The organism is Ramlibacter algicola (genome assembly GCF_016641735.1).
Taxonomy (GTDB): Bacteria; Pseudomonadota; Gammaproteobacteria; order Burkholderiales; family Burkholderiaceae_C; genus Ramlibacter; species Ramlibacter algicola.
Map to the genome: position 1 here is coordinate 1,635,297 of NZ_JAEDAO010000001.1, position 15,550 is coordinate 1,650,846.

Here is a 15,550-nt window from a genome sequence, read left to right on the forward strand (position 1 = left end):
GCTCGTCGATCACGGCGGAGGTCAGGGGCCTTCGCTGCCCGACGACCACTTCGGCAAGGTGAAGTCGGTCAGCAGCGCCGCGATGCGCAGCCCCGACGCGACCGCGGCGCCGAGCAGCAGCCCGGCGGCCGGCGACAGTGCGAAGTGGTCCGCCAGCACCAGCACCCAGCCACCGGCGAAGGCGCAGAGCGCATAGGGGCGGTGGTCGCTCAGGGCGCGCGGGATCTCGTTGCAGACGATGTCGCGCAACACGCCGCCGAAGGTGGCCGTCACCATGCCCATGAAGACCGCGACGATCCCCGGCAGGTCCTGCGCGAGCGCCAGCTGCGTGCCGCTGGCGCTGAAGAGGCCCAGCCCCAGCGCGTCGGGCCATTGCATCGCGCGCTCGGTCGGCGCGAAGTGGCGCGCCCGCAGGAACGCCATCGCGCCGATGCACAGCGCCAGCAGCGCCCACAGCCACCAGGTGTGCGCGACCCAGACGAAGGGGCGGCGGTCCAGCAGCACGTCGCGCAAGGTGCCGCCGCCGAACGCGGAGAGCCCCGCGACGACGCACACGCCGACCGCGTCGAGCCGCTTGCGCGCCGCTTCGAGCAGGCCCGAGAGCGCGAAGGCGAGGGTGGCGCCGGCCTCGACGGCCAGCAGCAGCAGCGACAGCAACGATCCGTCGTTCATCGACGGATTGTCGCGTGCCGCCGCGCTACCGGCCGGCGGGCCTGCCCGGTCAGAGCCGGCGGTTGCGGCCGAACAGGAACGAGACGACGGCCAGGACCAGGAACACGACGAACAGGATCTTGGCGATCCCGACGGCGCTCGCGGCGATCCCGCCGAACCCGAAGACGGCGGCGATCAGTGCGATCACCAGGAACACGACGGCGTAATGCAGCATGGCTTTCTCCCTTTCAATCGGCGCATCGATGGGTGCGCGCTTGGAGGAAAGCTTAGGCAGGTCGCGCCGCAGCCATGGCCAGCCGCGGGCGTGCCCGGCTGTCCGTGCCGGCTCCACGCGGTGTGTAGGACCCGCGTCTCCCGCGCGTCAGCCGCGCCCCGGCCGGAAGCGGGTCAGCGCACGAGCAGCGTCGGCACCGGCGCGAGCCGCAGGATCTCCTCGGCGCCGCTCCCCAGGAGCAGGCGGCCCAGGCCGTGCCGGCCGTGGCTGCCGATCACGACGAGGTCGGCGTCCCACTTGGTCGCGTCGTCGGCCACCGCCTGGCCGAGGCGCGTGCCGATCGCGTCGCAGCACTGCACCTCGCACGGCACGCCGGCCTCGTCGACGGCCCGCCGCTCGTCCTGCAGCAAGCGCTCGGCGGAACGCCGCGCGTCTTCGATGACGCTCGCGCTGACCTCGTAGCCGGTCAGGCACACCATCGGGTCGAAGACGTTCAGCAGGCGCACGCGCGCGCTGTCCTGCCGCGCGAGGGCGATGGCGGTCGTGAGCGCCCGGCGGGACGGCTCGCTGCCGTCGGTGGGCACGAGGATTCGCTTGTACACGGTGGGCCTCCAGGGATGCTGTCGATGCAGGACTCACGATGCCGACGGTTGCAGCCCCGGGTCCCGCACCAGCAGCACGGGAACGGGGGACAGCCGCAGCACCTGTTCCGCGCCACTGCCCAGTTGCAGGCGCTGCAGCCCGCGGCGCCCGTGCGAGCCGATCACCACCAGCTGCGCTTTCCACGCGCTAGCCTCGTCGGCGACGGCCTCGCCGAGGCGACGGCCCTGCCGGTCCAGCAGCTGCGAATCGTGCGGGATGCCGGCGGCGCGGCAGATCGCGGCCCCGTCGGCGAGCACGCGCTCCCCGTGGCGGCGGGCCTCGTCCAGCGCCTCGTGCGAGTAGTGCAGGCCGCTGGCCGCCTCCAGCCCGTCGATGACGTGCACCAGGCGCACCCACGCCTGCTGCTCGCGGGCGAGCTGCGTCGCGTGCACCAGTGCCTTCACGCACGGCGCGCTGCCGTCGTAGGGGACCAGGATGCGCCCGAACATGTCAGGGCGCCTTCGTGCTGATGCCCAGCGCGCCGTACAGCGGGCACACGCCCGCCACGCCGGTGATGAGGGGGATCAGCCCCAGCCAGCCCCAGGGCCCGATGCGGCCGTCCATCATCAGCCACAGCAGCAGCAGGCCCGCGACGACGCGGACGGTGCGATCGACGATGCCGACATTCGTGCCCATGGCGGTGACCTCCAGGCAGGCAGTGTTGGTCGTTGCGCGCGTGCCCGCCTTGATCGCGCGCAAGTGGCCTCACCGTGTCCGCGTCAGCAGCACGGGCACGTCGCTGGCGCGCAGGATCTGTTCGGCGCCGCTGCCCAGCAGCAGGCGCGCCACCCCGCGGCGGCCATGCGTGCCGACCACGACGAGGTCCGCCTTCCACGAGCGCACCTCGGCGTTCACGCTGTCGGCCAGGTGCCGGCCCGGCTCCTCGCGCAGGCGCAGCCACGCAGGTCCTCGAGCTCGTCGGCCACGTGCAGCACCCGCACGTGGCCGCCGGACTCCCTGGCCAGCTGGAGGGCCAGCGCGAGCGCGCGGCGCGCGGGCTCGCTGGCGTCGACGGGGACCAGGATGCGCGCGAACGTGGCCATGGCGACCTCCTTGATGGGTGTCCATGCTGCGCGCGGCATGTGCAACGCGGCTTGCGTGCAATCAAGCCTGCGCGGGGCCTGGCGCCGCACAGTGGCGCCGCTGCCATGGCTGTCCACGACGTTTTCCTGCCGCCGGCTTGCCGCGCGATGCTCGCCGCGGTGCTCGCGTGCGGGCTGGCCGGTGCCGCAACCGCCTCCGGCGAAGCCGATTGCGATCCGGCCGGGGCGCCCGAGCGGCTGGGCGCCGCGGCCCGCGACGTCGCGCCGTCGGTCGTGCGGATCGTGTCGATCCGTTGGCGCCGCCTGAAGGGCCTGGCCAAGGAAGAGGCGCCGACCTGGGTCGCCGAGGCCGCGGTCGCCTCCGGCTTCGCGATCGACGACGGGAAGGTGATCGTGACGAGCGCGCACGCGATCGCGGACGCGGCCGAGACGTGGGTCAACGGGCCGAACGCGCGCGAACTCGCGGCGCAAGTGCTCGGCGCCGACGAGCGCCTGGACGTCGCCGTGCTGCGCATCGACGGTGAGCGCTTCGCGCCGGTGCGCTGGTCGCCGGCCGCAGCGCAGGCAGGGCAGTGGGTGGGCGCGCTGGGCAGCCCGTTCGGCTTCGAGCGCAGCGTCACCGCCGGCGTCGTCAGCGCCTACCCGCGCGAACTGGCGGGCGGCGACGGCGTGCCGCTGATCCAGACGGACGCCGCGCTGAACCCGGGCAATTCCGGCGGCCCGCTGTTCGACCTGTGCGGCCGCGTCGTGGGCATGAACAGCCTGATCTTCTCGCCCCACGGCACCTACATGGGCATGTCGTTCAGCGTCCCGGCGGACCGCGTGGCCCGCGTCGCCGCCTCGATCCTGCAGGGCGGCGGGATGCGCAGCGCGGGCGCGCACGCGCAGACCCTCACCCCGGCGTTGCAGCGCGCCCTCGGCGTGTCCCGCGCGGGGGGGGCGCTCGTCATCGACCTGGAGGCCGGGTCCGCCGCCGCGCGCTCGGGCCTGCGCTCGGGCGACGTGGTGCAGGCCATCGACGACGTGCCACTGGACGATGCCGACACCTTGCTGCACGCGCTGGCCGAGCCCGCGCAAGGCGCCCTGCGACTGGACGTGTGGCGCTTCGGGCAGCAGCGCACGGTGCAGGTGGCGCGCAGCGGCGCTGCCGCACCGGCGGAAGCAGCCCCCCTCGGTCCCGCGTGGGCGCCGCAGCGGCTCGGGCTGCTGCTCGCGCCGCCCGTGGCCGAAGTCGCGACCGGGCAGGCGCCCGGCGTGCGCGTCGCGGGCGTCTCGGGCGACGGCCTGCTCGCGGGCGTGGAGGAGGGGGACCGCATCCTGAAGGTCAACGCCGCGCGGGTGCGGGACGTGGCTGCGTTCGAGGCGGCGGTGCGCGACGCGCGCACCCGCCGTGCCGCCGAAGTGGCGTTGTTGCTCGAACGCGAGGGGGTGCGGCTGTACGTCGCGGTCCCGCTGCGGCCGCTCCCCTGAGCGCGACGGCCGGCGCGGACGCCTGGGCTGCGCGTCACTTGACGTTCGTCCTTCGCCCCTCCCATTGCCAACGGCCGCGCGCTGCCTACAGTGGAGTGGCGCCGCCGGGAGCGGCGCCGGAGGCGCGCATGGCCCAGCTCGATGGCACTGCGGTGGACCGGCTGGTGCGCGAGCACATGGCCGAGGGCTTCTGCCTGCTGCGCGTCACGCCGGATGGGCACGGCGGCTTGCTGGATGCGCAAGTCGTCGCCTCCAACCGCGCGTTCGGGCAGCTGGCGCGCCAGGTGGAACCAGCGGCGCGGCGGCTGGGGCACGTCACGGTGGGCGACGCGGCCAGCTGGCTCGCCACTCTGGCGATGGTGGTCCGCACGGGCCGTCCCTGGCGGACCGAACAGCGCTCGCGCCGCGAGTACCGCTGGTTCGACGTGCTCGCGTTCCCCTGCGGTGCGCCCGGCGGCGACCAGGTGGGCCTGCTGTTCGACGACGTCACGCAGCGCAAGCTCGACGAGCTGATGTCGCTGAGCGTGCGCGAGTACGCGATCGTGCTGCTGGACGAGGCGGGCTGCGTGCGCACCTGGAACACGGGCGCGGAACGCATCAACGGCTACAGCGCCGCCGGGATCCTCGGGCACCACTTCGAGGTCTTCTACGGCGCCGGCGACCGCGCTGCCGGCGTGCCCGCGCAGGTGCTGGCCACGGCGGCGCGGCAGGGCGAGTTCATCGGCGAGGGATGGCGCGTGCGGCACGACGGCTCGCGCTTCTGGGCCAGCGTGGTGGTCACGCCCCTGCGCGATGCCGACGGCCGGCTGCAGGGGTTCTGCAAGGTCACGCGCGATCTCAGCGAGCGCCGGCGCGCGGAGGAAGCGCTGCGGGCCGAAGTGCGCGAGCGCACCCGCGCGGAGGAGCAACTGCAGCACCTCAACCGCACCCTGGAGGCCGAGGTCCTCGCGCGCACCGGCGACCTGCGGCGCGCCAATGCGGAACTCGCCGGGGCCCGGGACCGGCTGCAGGCCCTGTCGGCCCGGCTGGTCCGCGCGCAGGAGGACGAGCGCGGGCGGATCGCGCGCGAACTGCACGACGATCTAGGCCAGCTGCTGACCGGGCTGCGCCTGCAGGTGGACGGGCTGGCACAGCACGGCGGCACGCGGCCGGTGGCCGACTGCGTGCAGCTCGTCGACCGCGCGATCGAGCACACGCGGCGGCTCGCGCTGAACCTGCGGCCGGCCGTGCTCGACGACCTGGGCCTGGAGCCGGCGCTGGAATGGATGCTCGACCAGCAGGCGCGCCCGGCCGGCTGGGAGACCACGTTCGCCAGCGACCTGCGCGGCCAGCGCTTCGCGCCGGACCTGGAGACCACGTGCTTCCGCATCGCGCAGGAAGCACTGACCAACGCGGCGCGGCACGCCGGTGCGAAGCACGTGTCGCTGTCGCTGCGGCTGCGCGGCGAGCGCCTGCGGCTGGAGATTTCCGACGATGGCGCCGGGTTCGATCCGCCGGGCCAGGCTTCGGTCCAGGAACGGGGCCGGCACTTCGGGCTGGTGTCCCTGCGCGAGCGGGCCCGACTTGCGGGCGGGTCGCTATCGATCGACTCCGTGCGCGGCAGCGGCACGCGCATCGTCGCCGACTTTCCCGCGCCGCCGCGGGAGCCGGCGCCGCCGACCTGAGCTGCCCGCTCAGGTGCCCTGGTGCCGGTCCGGCGCGTGCGCGACGGGATGGCGCACGACCAGCACCGGCACCGGCGCCAGCCGCGCGATCTGCTCGGCGCCGCTGCCCAGCAGCGCGCGTCCGACCCCGCGCCGGCCATGGCTGCCGACGACCACCAGGTCCGCGTGCCACCGGCCCGCTTCCTCGGCGACGGCCTCGCCGAGCCGGTGGCCGGACGGCTCGAGCACCTGCGTGTCGCAGGCGATGCCGATGCGCGCGCAAGTGCCGGCCCAGCGCTCCAGTACCGCGCGCGCCTGCTGGCGGTTCGACTCCATCACCTCGGTGGCGAAGCGCCACCCGCTCGCGGACAGCAGTTCGTCCAGCACGTGCACCAGGCGCAGCCGCGCGCCGCCACGCCGCGCGAGCTCGACGGCCGTCGTGAACGCACGGTGTGCGCTCTCGGAGCCGTCGACCGGGACCAGGATGCGTTGGAAGGCTGCCATCGGTCCTCCTGCAAAAGCCTCACTGTGGACGGCCCGTGCCCGCACCGCCTTGCGCCCGCGCAAGTGCGCGCCGCGGCGAGCGGCCGTCAGGCGAGCGGGCGCGTCAGCTTGTGCAGGCCGCCCGGCATGTCGGCGACCCGGAATCCGGTGGCGCGCGCGAGCGCCGCCATCGCCGCGTTGTCCATGAGGCAGTCGCCGACCATCTCGGCCGTGCCGCGGGCGGCCAGGTAGGCCGCCATGCGCTCGAGCAGCGAGCGGCCGAGGCCGCGCCGGCGCCACCCGGGCGCGACCAGGATCGCGAATTCGGCGACACGGTTGTCCGGGTCGCAGATGGCGCGCACCTCGCCGGCGACCGTCCCGCCGTCCAGGGCCAGGAACGCCATCTCGCGGTCGTAGTCGACCTGGCAGAAGCGCGCCAGCTGCGAGCTCGGCACCTCGCGCTGGCTGAAGAAAAAGCGCAGGCGCAGGTCCTCGGGCGACATCTCGCCGTAGAACGCCGTGAGCCGTTCGCCGTCGTCCGGCCGCACCGGGCGCAGGCCGAGCGTCCGGTCTCCCAGGGTGAACCGCGCTTCCAGGTCGCGCGGGTAGGGCCGCAGGGCGAGGTGGCCGTCGCGCGCGCCGGACCACGCGCGCACCCGCACGCGGGCATCGAGGGCGATCACGCCCTCGGGACCCGCCAGCAGCGGATTGAGGTCCAGCTCGACGACCTCGGGCAGGTCGCACGCGAGCTGCGACACGCGCAGCAGCACGTCGGCCAGGGCCGCCTCGTCGACGCCCGGTTGGCCGCGGTGCGGACGCAGCAGCGCGCCGACCCGCGTGCGGGCGACCATCGCGCGGGCCAGCGCCCCGTTCAACGGCGGCAGGTCGACCGCGCGGTCGCGCTCGATCTCGGCGGCGATGCCGCCGGCGCCGAACAGCACCACGGGACCGAACACGGGGTCGGTCGCGAGGCCGACGATCAGTTCGCGCGCGCGGCGCGGCCGCACCATCGGCTGCACCACGAAGCCGGTCACCTGCGCATCCGGCACGCGTTGCTTCACCGTCGCGACCATCGCGTGCGCGGCCGTGCGCACCGCGTCGCTGCCCGCGAGGTCGAGCGCGACCCCGCCCGCGTCGGTCTTGTGCAGCACCTGCGGCGAGACGACCTTGAGGGCCACGGGGCCGCCCAGCGCCGCCGCGGCGTCCACCGCCTGCTCCACGCCTTGCACGACCTTCGTGGGAACGAACGGCACGCCGTAGGCCGCCAGCAGGGCGGCGGTCTCGCCCGTGTCGAGCCACTCGCGGCCCTGCCGCACCGCGTGCGCGACGAGCGCGGCGGCGGCTGCCGCGTCGGGGATGCGCAGGTCGGGCTCGTTCGCCGGGAGTTGCAGCAAGGCCTGCTGGTTCGCGTGGTACTGCGCCAGCCGGAGCCAGGCCTGCACCGCCTGCTCCGGCGTGAGGAAGCAGGGCACGCCGGCGGCGGCGAACGCCTGCCGCGCGGGTTCGACGCGCACGCCGCCGAGCCACGCGGCGAGCACCGGCTTGGAGGCGCCGCGCAGCAGCGGCACGCAGGCCGAGGCGATGTCCGCGGCTGGGACGATGGCCGTGGGTGCGTGCATGAACAGCACGCCGTCGACCTCGGGCGCGGCCAGCAGGATGCGCAGCGCGTGCGTGTACCGCTCCACCGGCGCATCGCCGACGATGTCGATGGGGTTGGCGCGGGGCCAGCCGGCGGGCAGCACCGCGTCGAGCGCCTGCAGCGTGGCGGCCGACAGCTCCGCCGGCGTGCCGCCGCCCAGGGCGAGGGCGTCGGCCGCGAGGACGCCGGCACCGCCGCCATTGGTGAGGATCGCCAGGCGTTCGCCCTGCCACGGATGGCGGCGGCCGAGGAGCTCGGCGGCGTCGAACAGCGATTCCAGCGTGTCCACGCGCAGCATGCCGGCGCGCCGGATCGCGGCGTCGATCACGTCGTCCGCGCCCGCCAGCGCGCCCGTGTGCGACGCCGCCGCGCGGGCGCCGGCCGGTGCGCGGCCAGCCTTGACGACCACGACCGGCTTGTTGCGCGCCGCGGCCCGCGCGGCGGACATGAACTTGCGCGCCTGCCGCACGGACTCGATGTACAGCAGGATGGCCTGCGTGCGGGCCTCGCTGCCCAGGTAGTCCAGCATGTCGCCGAAGTCGACGTCCGCACTGTCGCCCAGCGACACGAAGTGAGTGAAGCCGATCGCGCGGGCCGCCGCCCAGTCGAGCATCGCCGCCGCCAGCGCACCGGACTGGGTGACGAACCCGAGCGGGCCGGGCCGGGCATCGCCCGGCGCGAAGCTGGCGTTCAGGTGCAGCGCCGGCACCAGCTCGCCGATGCAGTTGGGGCCGAGCACGCGCAGCAGCCAGGGCCGCGCCGCCTCGAGCATCGCCTGCTCGTAGGTGCGGCCATCCTCGCCGCGCTGCTTCAGTCCCGCCGTCAGCACCACTGCCGCGCGCGTGCCGCGGCGCCCGAGCTGCGCGATGAGCGAGGGCACCGTGGGTGCGGGCGTGCAGATGATCGCGAGGTCCGGCGCATGCGCGAGCGCGTCCACGCCCGCCACGATGGGCAGGCCGTCGATCTCGCCGGCGCGCAGCCCCACCGCGCTGACCGGGCCTTCGAAGCCGCCGGCGCGCAGGTTGCGCAGCACGAGCGCGCCCAGCTTGCCCGGCTGCGTGGACGCGCCGATGACCGCGACGGAGCGCGGGGCGAACAGGGCTTCGAGGTTGCGGACGCTCATGGCGGCAGTGTCGCGCGGGGGACCGGCTGCCGCTTGATCCAGCGCAAGCGATGGACCGCCGGGCAGCACCGCCCTGTCCTTGAGGGCGATCAAGGCGGGCGCGGCCGGGCGGTCCTAAGGTGCAGCGGCCACCCTGGAGGCTTTGCCATGCCATCGACCCTCATCGTCTTCTACTCCTACACGGGCACCAGCCGCCGTGTCGCGCAACTGCTCGCCGCCCAGCAGGGCTGGCCGGTCGGCGAAGTCGTCGAGGAGCGCCCCCGCTCGGGCGCCGTCGGCACCTGGCGCTGCCTGCTGGACAGCCTGCTCGGGCGCGAGCCGCCCATCCGCTACGAAGGCCCGGAACCCGGCGGATTCGACCAGGTCGTGCTCGTGGCGCCGGTGTGGCTCTACCAGCTGGCCGGGCCGATGCGCAGCTTCGTCACGCACCATTCGCTGCGGCTGCGGCGCTATGCGGTGGCCACCACGATGAACGCGAGCGGCGCCGACAACGCGGGGGCGGAGATCGAGCGCCTGCTGCGGCAGGCCCCTCTGCTCACGGCCGTGTTCCGCGCCCGTTCGGTCGAGGACGGCAGCTGTGCGGACGCGCTGCAGGCGTTCGGCGACGTGCTCGCGGGCAAGCCCGCCGCGGCGCCGGTGCGCCCGATGGAGTACTCGCCCGGCACGGCCTGAACGCCGGCTCGGCGGCACCGCTGAGTCGCTCGCGTGCCACGGGTGCGACTACCGGCCTGCGGTCGGTAGTCCTACCGAAGGCAGGCGGCGGCGGGATGGCGACAGTGGGTCCACGGCGCGCGTGCGCCGACGGACTTCCCATGGACCACCCCGTTCCCACCCAAGACCGCCTGGTGCTGGTGGACGCACCGTCCGCGCTGCACGTGCGGACCGCGCGCGGCACCGATGCGCAGGCATCCTGCGCGGCCTGCCACCTGCGCGACAACTGCGTCGCGGTGCTGGCCGATGGCGCCTCGGAAGCGGGCCACCTGCTGGTCGGCCGGCGGCGGCTGCGCAAGGGCGAACTGCTGTTTCGCGAAGGGCAGGCCTGCGCCTACGTCTACGCGGTGCGCGTGGGCACGCTCAAGACCGCGTTCACGCTGGAGGACGGCTACGAGCAGGTCACCGCCTTCTGCTTCGCAGGCGAGCTCGTGGGCTTCGAAGGGCTGGCGACCGGCCGGCACGCGACCTTCGCAGTGGCGCTGGAGGACTCCGAGGTCTGCGCCATCCCGCATGCCGAGCTGATGCGCCTGCCGCCCACGGCGACGGGGCCGGCGCCCGCCGCGAGGCTGGTGCAGGCGGCGGCGGCGGAACTGGTGCGCGAGCAGGCGGCCAAGGCCGTCGCCTCGCTGCGGCAGGCCGACCCGCGGGTGGCGGCGTTCCTGCTGGCGCTGGCGGGCCGGATGCGCGAGCGCGGCTTCTCCGGCACGCAGTTCGAGCTGCGCATGTCGCGCGCGGAGATCGGCAGCTACCTGGGGCTGACGATGGAAAGCGTCAGCCGCGCCTTGTCCACGTTCGCGGCGCGCGGCTGGATCACGGTGTCCAAGCGCAGCATCCACATCCTGGCGGCCGATGCGCTCGAATGCCTGTCGCGCCCCGTGGGGTCGGCCCTCGTGCGCGAGCACTGTCCGGCCGGCCAGCCGCAGGCGCTGGCCGCGTGAGGCGCCCGCAGCTAGAGGCGTGACGAAGCGAACGCGATCAGCTCGGCACCGGTGCGCAGTTCCAGCTTCTGCTTGATGTTCGCGCGGTGCGAATCGACCGTGCGCACGCTCAGGTGCAGCGCGGTGGCGATCTCCTTGGTGGTCTTGCCCGACTTGAGCTGCTCGAGGATCTGGAGCTCGCGCGTGGTCAGGTGGTCCTGCGTCGCCGAAGGCAGGGCGTCCCGGCGCCGCGCCGCCCTGGCCGCGAGGTGGGCGACGACGGCGGCGCTGGCCCACTTCGAGCCGGCAAGCGCCGCGCGTGCCGCCGGCACCACGTTGGCGTGCGCCGTTTCCTTCATGACGTAGCCGGCGGCGCCCAGGGCAAGCACCGGCTCGGCGTAAAGCAATTCGTCCTGCATCGAGACGACGAGCACCGGCCGCGGCGACTGCGCCGCCAGCACGCGGCGCACCGTGTCCAGTCCGTGCGAGTCGCCGATGCCCATGTCGGTCACCACCAGGTCCGGGCGCAGTTCCGCCATGGCCGCCAACCCGGCGGCGAGCGACTGCGCGGACGCGACCACGTGCAGTCCGGCGGCACGCATCAGCGTGTCGATCCCGAAGCGGACGATGTCGTGGTCGTCGATCAACAGCACGGTGGCCATGGAACTCCCCAGGTGCCGGGCGGCGCGCCAACGCCGTCGTCGTGCGCACCTGGCTCCGCAGTTCCAACATGGCTGCCGGCCCGCCGGACGTCCAGCGGCGTTTCTCCCGGTTACCCGTCAGGGGCCGTGGTGCGTCCAGCCGCCGCCGGCGCGACGCGCGTTGACTGCCAAGGCCAGGCGTCGCGGGCCGTCAGCGCGGCAGGCCTTCGCATGCGACGAGGGCCATGCCGATCGGCGCATCGTCGAGGGTGAGCCGGAAGCGCTCCTCGCTCTCGCGCAGCGTCGCTTCCGGGGACCGCGGGTCCGGGCCGGCTCGTCAGGTCCGGGTCGGGCGCGGCCGTGCCGTGACCGCGGCCGCCAGCGATCGCAGCAGCTCCTCCGTCGCCTCCCACCCCAGGCAGGCGTCGGTGATCGACACGCCGTGCTGCAGCGGGGCGCCGGGCTTGAGGTCCTGCCGTCCTGCGCGCAAGTGGCTTTCCACCATCAGGCCCAGGATGCGGTGCTCGCCGGCTTCGACCTGGCCCGCCAGTGCCTTCGCGACGTCCACCTGCCGCTCGTACTTCTTCTCCGAGTTGCCGTGCGAGCAGTCGACCATCACGCGTTCGGTCACGCCGGACTTGCGCAGCACCGCGCACGCGGCCTCGATGTCCTGCGGCGAGTAGTTCGGCCCGCGCGAGCCGCCGCGCAGGATGACATGGCAGTCCTCGTTGCCACTGGTCTCGAAGACCGCGGCGACGCCCATCTTGGTCATGCCCATGAACGCGTGCGATGCCTTGCACGCGACCAGCGCATCGGCCGCCATCTGCACGCTGCCGTCGGTTCCGTTCTTGAAGCCGATGGCGCACGACAGGCCCGACGCGAGCTGCCGGTGGCTGGGGCTCTCGGTCGTGCGCGCGCCGATCGCGCCCCACGAGATCAGGTCGGACAGGTACTGCGGGCTGAGCAGGTCCAGGAACTCGGTGCCCGCCGGCACGCCCAGCCGCGCGATCTCCAGCAGCAGGCGCCGCGCGAGGCGCAGGCCTTCGTTCACGCGGTACGTGCCGTCCAGCGACGGGTCGTTGATGAAGCCCTTCCAGCCGACGGTGGTGCGCGGCTTCTCGAAGTAGACGCGCATCACGAGCAGCAGCGCGTCGTCGAGCTCGCGCGCGAGCCCCTGCAGCCGCCGCGCGTACTCGATCGCCTGGTCGTAGTCGTGGATGGAGCAGGGCCCGACGACCACCAGCAGGCGCGGATCGCGGCCATGCACGACGTCCGCCACGCGGCGCCGGCTTGCGGCCACGAAGTCGTTCACGGCCGCGTCGGCCGGGATGTCCTGCTGCAGCAGCGCGGGCGAGATCAGCGGCCGGATCTGGCGGATGCGGACGTCGTCGACGTTCGCGGCGGCAGGCTCGTCTTCCAGGCGGGCGGGGGTCATCGCGGCATTGTCGCTGCCCGGCCGCTGCTGCCCTAGGAGCGCAGGCTCCTACACTGTCGTGCAAGCCTCAACGGGAGCACGAGCGATGAAGGACCTGAACGACGACGCGTGGCGCGCACGCGTCCACCTGGCCGCGGCCAACCGCCTGGCCGTCCACGACGACCTGGAGGAGGGCATCGACAACCACTTCACGATGCGCGTGCCAGGCCAGGACGACCGCTACCTCGTGCTGCCGTTCGGCCTGCACTGGTCGGAAGCGAAGGCCAGCAACCTGATCGTGTTCAACGAGGCGGGCGAAGTGCTCGAAGGCGAAGGCACGCTCGAGCTGAGCGCGCTGAGCATCCACGCGCCGCTGCACCGGCTCACCGGCGCCAACGTCATCCTGCACACCCACCAGACCTGGGCGCTGGCGCTGAACATGCTGGAGGACAACCGCCTGCTACCGGCCAGCCAGACCGCCGCCTTCCTCACGCGCAGCATCGCGTATGACGACGGCTACACCGGGCTGGCCGCGTCGCTGAGCGAAGGCGAGCGCCTGGCGCGCGTGCTCGGCGACAAGCAGATCATGTTCATGAAGAACCACGGCGTGCTCGTCACCGGCGACACGGTGGGGCAGGCGTACCGGCGCCTGTACAAGCTGGAACGCGTCTGCCGCGCGCAGGTCCTCGCGATGTCGACCGGCAAGCCGATCGCGCTGCTGGACGAAGCGACGGAAAGGAAAGTGGCGGCGCCGAACCCGCGCAACAGCCACTCGCAGGCCGAGCGCGAGGCGCTGTACTTCGCGGCCATGATGCGCGTGCTGGATCGGGAGATGCCCGGCTACGCGGAGTGAGGCACCGCCGCCGGCGACGAGCCGTCACGTGAAGAGCATGAGCAGCCGACCCGCGATGGCCCGGCTGCTGTCGAACAGCTCGGCGATCTCGAAGGTCACCACGAACAGCATGAAATGGAACAGCGCCGGCCGGGTCGTGGAGGCTGCCAGGATGCGCTGCACGCCCCGGCTGGCCGGCAGGACCAGGTTCCCGATCCAGCAGGCGGCGACGCCGATCGCCGCCCCGGCGACGATGTCGCTGAAGTAGTGCAGGCCCAGGTACAGCCGGGGCAGGGCGACCACGGCGAAGGCGTAGAGCGCCGCGAGGACCCCCGCCCGCCTCGACACGAAGAACAGGCCGGTCGCCAGCGCGAAGAACAGCACGGCATGGTCGCTGGGAAACGAACTCGCCTTGGCCAGCTCGGCGCCCGCGGCGCCGTACGGGGCCAGGAACCCCAGCTCGGCGTCGTGGATCGGCCGGACGCGAAACGGCAAGGCGATGACCAGCAACCGGCCGACCGCCAGCGCGGCCAGGCAGCTGAGGATCGTGGCGATCACGTGCGCCCGGTCGACGGTGGCCTCCCGCCCTTGCTCCCGGCGGAACCAGGCCCACCACAGCGCGGCGACCGCGACCGCTCCCTTGGTCAGGTCGTTCTCGGTCAGCAACGCGACGGCGTTGTCGAACGCCCAGGATGTCCTGGCGAATCCGTTCAGTCCGGACAGGATCGCGTGGTCGAGGGAAGTGATCGGGTTCACGGCCATGGCGTCCGCACGCAGCAGCATCGAATGCGCACCGCCCGACACGGGCGCGCGTTGCATGATGCCCCAAGGTCACGGCGGAGTGGCGCTGCAGGCGTCCCTAGAATGCCCCGATGGAGTCTGCAGATGTTTCCTCGCTGGCCCGGGCCGTCCTCTGGGGAGCTTTCGCCCTCGCGGCCTGCTTCGGCGCCCTCGTGCGCTGGAGTGGCTTTTGCACGATGGGCGCCGTCAGCGATGCGGTGGTGCTCGGCGACCGCACCCGGCTGGGCCAGTGGGCGATCGCGACCGGTGTCGCCGTGCTCGGCTTTGCGGCGCTGTCGGCCGCCGGCATCGTGGGCGCGGCCCAGACGCTCTATGCCACGCCGCGGTGGCTGTGGCTGTCGGGGCTGGCCGGCGGCACCGTCTTCGGCTTCGGCATGGTGTTGTCGTCGGGCTGCATCAGCAAGGCGCTGGTGCGCGTCGGCGGCGGCAACCTGAAGGCGGTGGTCGTCGTGGTGGTCGCGGCCGTGGCGGGATTCGCCACGCTCAAGGGCATCACGGCCGTGCTGCGTGCGCGGACCGTCGACCTCGTGGCGGTGGACATGGGACGCAACGCGGACCTCGCGTCGTGGCTGTCGGCGCAAGCACAGCTCGCGCCCGGCGCCGCCGCCCTGCTGGCCGGCGTGGCCGTCGGCCTGCCGCTGCTGGCCTGGGCCGCATGGCAGGGCGGGGTTCGCAGCGCGCCGGTTGCCGGCGCCGGTGCGGGTATCGGCCTGCTCGTGATCGCCATGTGGTTGCTCACTGGCGGCGTGGGCCACGTGGCGGAACACCCGGAGACCCTGCAGGAAGCCTGGCTGGCGACGAACACGGGCCGCGCCGAGGCCTTCAGTTTCGCGGGGCCGATCGCCTATGCGCTGGACTGGCTGCTGTTCTTCAGCGATGCCAACAAGCGGCTGACGGTCGGCATCGTGTCGGTGCCGGGCGTGATCGCCGGGTCGGCGGCCGTGGCGCTGCTGCGCGGCGAGTTCCGCTGGGAAGGCTTCGCGGGCACCGCGGACCTGGGCCACCACCTGGCCGGGGCGCTGCTCATGGGCATCGGGGGCGTGACGGCGTTCGGCTGCAGCATCGGGCAGGGCGTGTCGGGGCTGGCCACGCTCAGCCTGACGAGCTTCGTGGCCGTGCCTGCGATGCTCGCGGGTGCCGTGCTTGGCGTGCGCTACCAGACGTGGCGCATCGATCGCGACGAGGCGCGGGCCGCGCCCACGCTGCGCGACCAGGTGGCCTAGGGGCCGCGCAGGCTCCTAGGGTCTTCCCCCGGGGCCCAAACAAAAGCCGTCGCTTATATTCGTCGCGGGGCACTTGGCC

General features: G+C 73.6%; 18 protein-coding genes. 6 read left to right on the top strand and 12 right to left on the bottom strand.

Going from position 1 to position 15,550, the window contains the following annotated elements:
• Positions 1–21: 21 nt before the first annotated feature.
• From I8E28_RS07960 to I8E28_RS20930, 7 genes are all read right to left on the bottom strand, one after another.
• Entirely contained in the window at positions 22–672 is a 651-nt protein-coding gene (locus I8E28_RS07960; protein WP_200787454.1) for a trimeric intracellular cation channel family protein, read from the bottom strand.
• 49 nt (positions 673–721) lie between these two features.
• Positions 722–886 (bottom strand): DUF1328 domain-containing protein, encoded by a 165-nt coding sequence (locus I8E28_RS07965; RefSeq protein WP_200787455.1) that lies wholly within the window; start codon positions 884–886, stop codon positions 722–724.
• A gap of 173 nt (positions 887–1,059) precedes the next feature.
• A complete protein-coding gene (locus I8E28_RS07970) occupies positions 1,060–1,488 on the bottom strand; it encodes a universal stress protein (RefSeq protein WP_200787456.1) in 429 nt (142 codons plus the stop codon).
• A gap of 33 nt (positions 1,489–1,521) precedes the next feature.
• Positions 1,522–1,977, bottom strand: a complete 456-nt coding sequence (locus I8E28_RS07975) for a universal stress protein (protein ID WP_200787457.1) — start codon at positions 1,975–1,977, stop codon at positions 1,522–1,524.
• Position 1,978: 1 nt separating this feature from the next.
• A complete protein-coding gene (locus I8E28_RS07980; protein ID WP_338050740.1) occupies positions 1,979–2,227 on the bottom strand; it encodes a YgaP family membrane protein in 249 nt (82 codons plus the stop codon).
• A 6-nt stretch (positions 2,228–2,233) separates the two neighbouring features.
• Positions 2,234–2,383, bottom strand: a complete 150-nt coding sequence (locus I8E28_RS20925) for a universal stress protein (protein WP_338050741.1) — start codon at positions 2,381–2,383, stop codon at positions 2,234–2,236.
• Positions 2,380–2,571 carry a universal stress protein gene (locus I8E28_RS20930; RefSeq protein ID WP_338050742.1) on the bottom strand — a complete coding sequence of 64 codons (192 nt, stop codon included), beginning with the start codon at positions 2,569–2,571 and terminating at the stop codon, positions 2,380–2,382. The genes I8E28_RS20925 and I8E28_RS20930 overlap by 4 nt, the downstream gene beginning before the upstream one ends.
• 105 nt (positions 2,572–2,676) lie before the next feature.
• On the opposite strand from I8E28_RS20930, the gene I8E28_RS07990 reads away from it, so the two are divergent.
• Together I8E28_RS07990 and I8E28_RS07995 are read left to right on the top strand one after the other, a co-directional pair.
• Positions 2,677–4,041, top strand: a complete 1,365-nt coding sequence (locus tag I8E28_RS07990) for a trypsin-like peptidase domain-containing protein (RefSeq protein WP_200787458.1) — start codon at positions 2,677–2,679, stop codon at positions 4,039–4,041.
• A 128-nt stretch (positions 4,042–4,169) separates the two neighbouring features.
• Positions 4,170–5,705 (top strand): PAS domain-containing sensor histidine kinase, encoded by a 1,536-nt coding sequence (locus tag I8E28_RS07995; RefSeq protein ID WP_200787459.1) that lies wholly within the window; start codon positions 4,170–4,172, stop codon positions 5,703–5,705.
• A 9-nt stretch (positions 5,706–5,714) separates the two neighbouring features.
• On the opposite strand, the gene I8E28_RS08000 is transcribed toward I8E28_RS07995, so the two are convergent.
• Together I8E28_RS08000 and I8E28_RS08005 are read right to left on the bottom strand one after the other, a co-directional pair.
• The gene (locus tag I8E28_RS08000) at positions 5,715–6,188 is read right to left on the bottom strand and encodes a universal stress protein (protein WP_200787460.1); all 474 of its coding nucleotides are present in this window, start codon (positions 6,186–6,188) and stop codon (positions 5,715–5,717) included.
• A gap of 86 nt (positions 6,189–6,274) precedes the next feature.
• Positions 6,275–8,929 (bottom strand): bifunctional acetate--CoA ligase family protein/GNAT family N-acetyltransferase, encoded by a 2,655-nt coding sequence (locus tag I8E28_RS08005; RefSeq protein ID WP_200787461.1) that lies wholly within the window; start codon positions 8,927–8,929, stop codon positions 6,275–6,277.
• A gap of 147 nt (positions 8,930–9,076) precedes the next feature.
• Here I8E28_RS08005 and I8E28_RS08010 point away from each other — a divergent pair, with 147 nt between their 5' ends.
• A complete protein-coding gene (locus I8E28_RS08010; RefSeq protein WP_200787462.1) occupies positions 9,077–9,601 on the top strand; it encodes a flavodoxin family protein in 525 nt (174 codons plus the stop codon).
• Between the two features lie 140 nt (positions 9,602–9,741).
• The gene (locus tag I8E28_RS08015; protein WP_200787463.1) at positions 9,742–10,581 is read left to right on the top strand and encodes a helix-turn-helix domain-containing protein; all 840 of its coding nucleotides are present in this window, start codon (positions 9,742–9,744) and stop codon (positions 10,579–10,581) included.
• A gap of 11 nt (positions 10,582–10,592) precedes the next feature.
• Here I8E28_RS08015 and I8E28_RS08020 read toward each other — a convergent pair whose 3' ends face one another.
• Positions 10,593–11,222 (bottom strand): response regulator transcription factor, encoded by a 630-nt coding sequence (locus tag I8E28_RS08020; protein ID WP_200787464.1) that lies wholly within the window; start codon positions 11,220–11,222, stop codon positions 10,593–10,595.
• 316 nt (positions 11,223–11,538) lie between these two features.
• On the bottom strand, positions 11,539–12,636 hold the full coding sequence (locus tag I8E28_RS08025) for a 3-deoxy-7-phosphoheptulonate synthase (protein ID WP_200787465.1): 1,098 nt from the start codon (positions 12,634–12,636) through the stop codon (positions 11,539–11,541).
• 85 nt (positions 12,637–12,721) lie between these two features.
• Here I8E28_RS08025 and I8E28_RS08030 point away from each other — a divergent pair, with 85 nt between their 5' ends.
• Positions 12,722–13,468 carry a class II aldolase/adducin family protein gene (locus tag I8E28_RS08030; protein ID WP_200787466.1) on the top strand — a complete coding sequence of 249 codons (747 nt, stop codon included), beginning with the start codon at positions 12,722–12,724 and terminating at the stop codon, positions 13,466–13,468.
• 24 nt (positions 13,469–13,492) lie between these two features.
• Here the strand turns inward: I8E28_RS08030 and I8E28_RS08035 are convergent, their stop codons facing one another.
• The gene (locus I8E28_RS08035) at positions 13,493–14,266 is read right to left on the bottom strand and encodes a phosphatase PAP2 family protein (protein WP_200787467.1); all 774 of its coding nucleotides are present in this window, start codon (positions 14,264–14,266) and stop codon (positions 13,493–13,495) included.
• A 53-nt stretch (positions 14,267–14,319) separates the two neighbouring features.
• On the opposite strand from I8E28_RS08035, the gene I8E28_RS08040 reads away from it, so the two are divergent.
• The gene (locus I8E28_RS08040) at positions 14,320–15,471 is read left to right on the top strand and encodes a YeeE/YedE family protein (RefSeq protein ID WP_200787468.1); all 1,152 of its coding nucleotides are present in this window, start codon (positions 14,320–14,322) and stop codon (positions 15,469–15,471) included.
• Positions 15,472–15,550 lie beyond the last annotated feature (79 nt).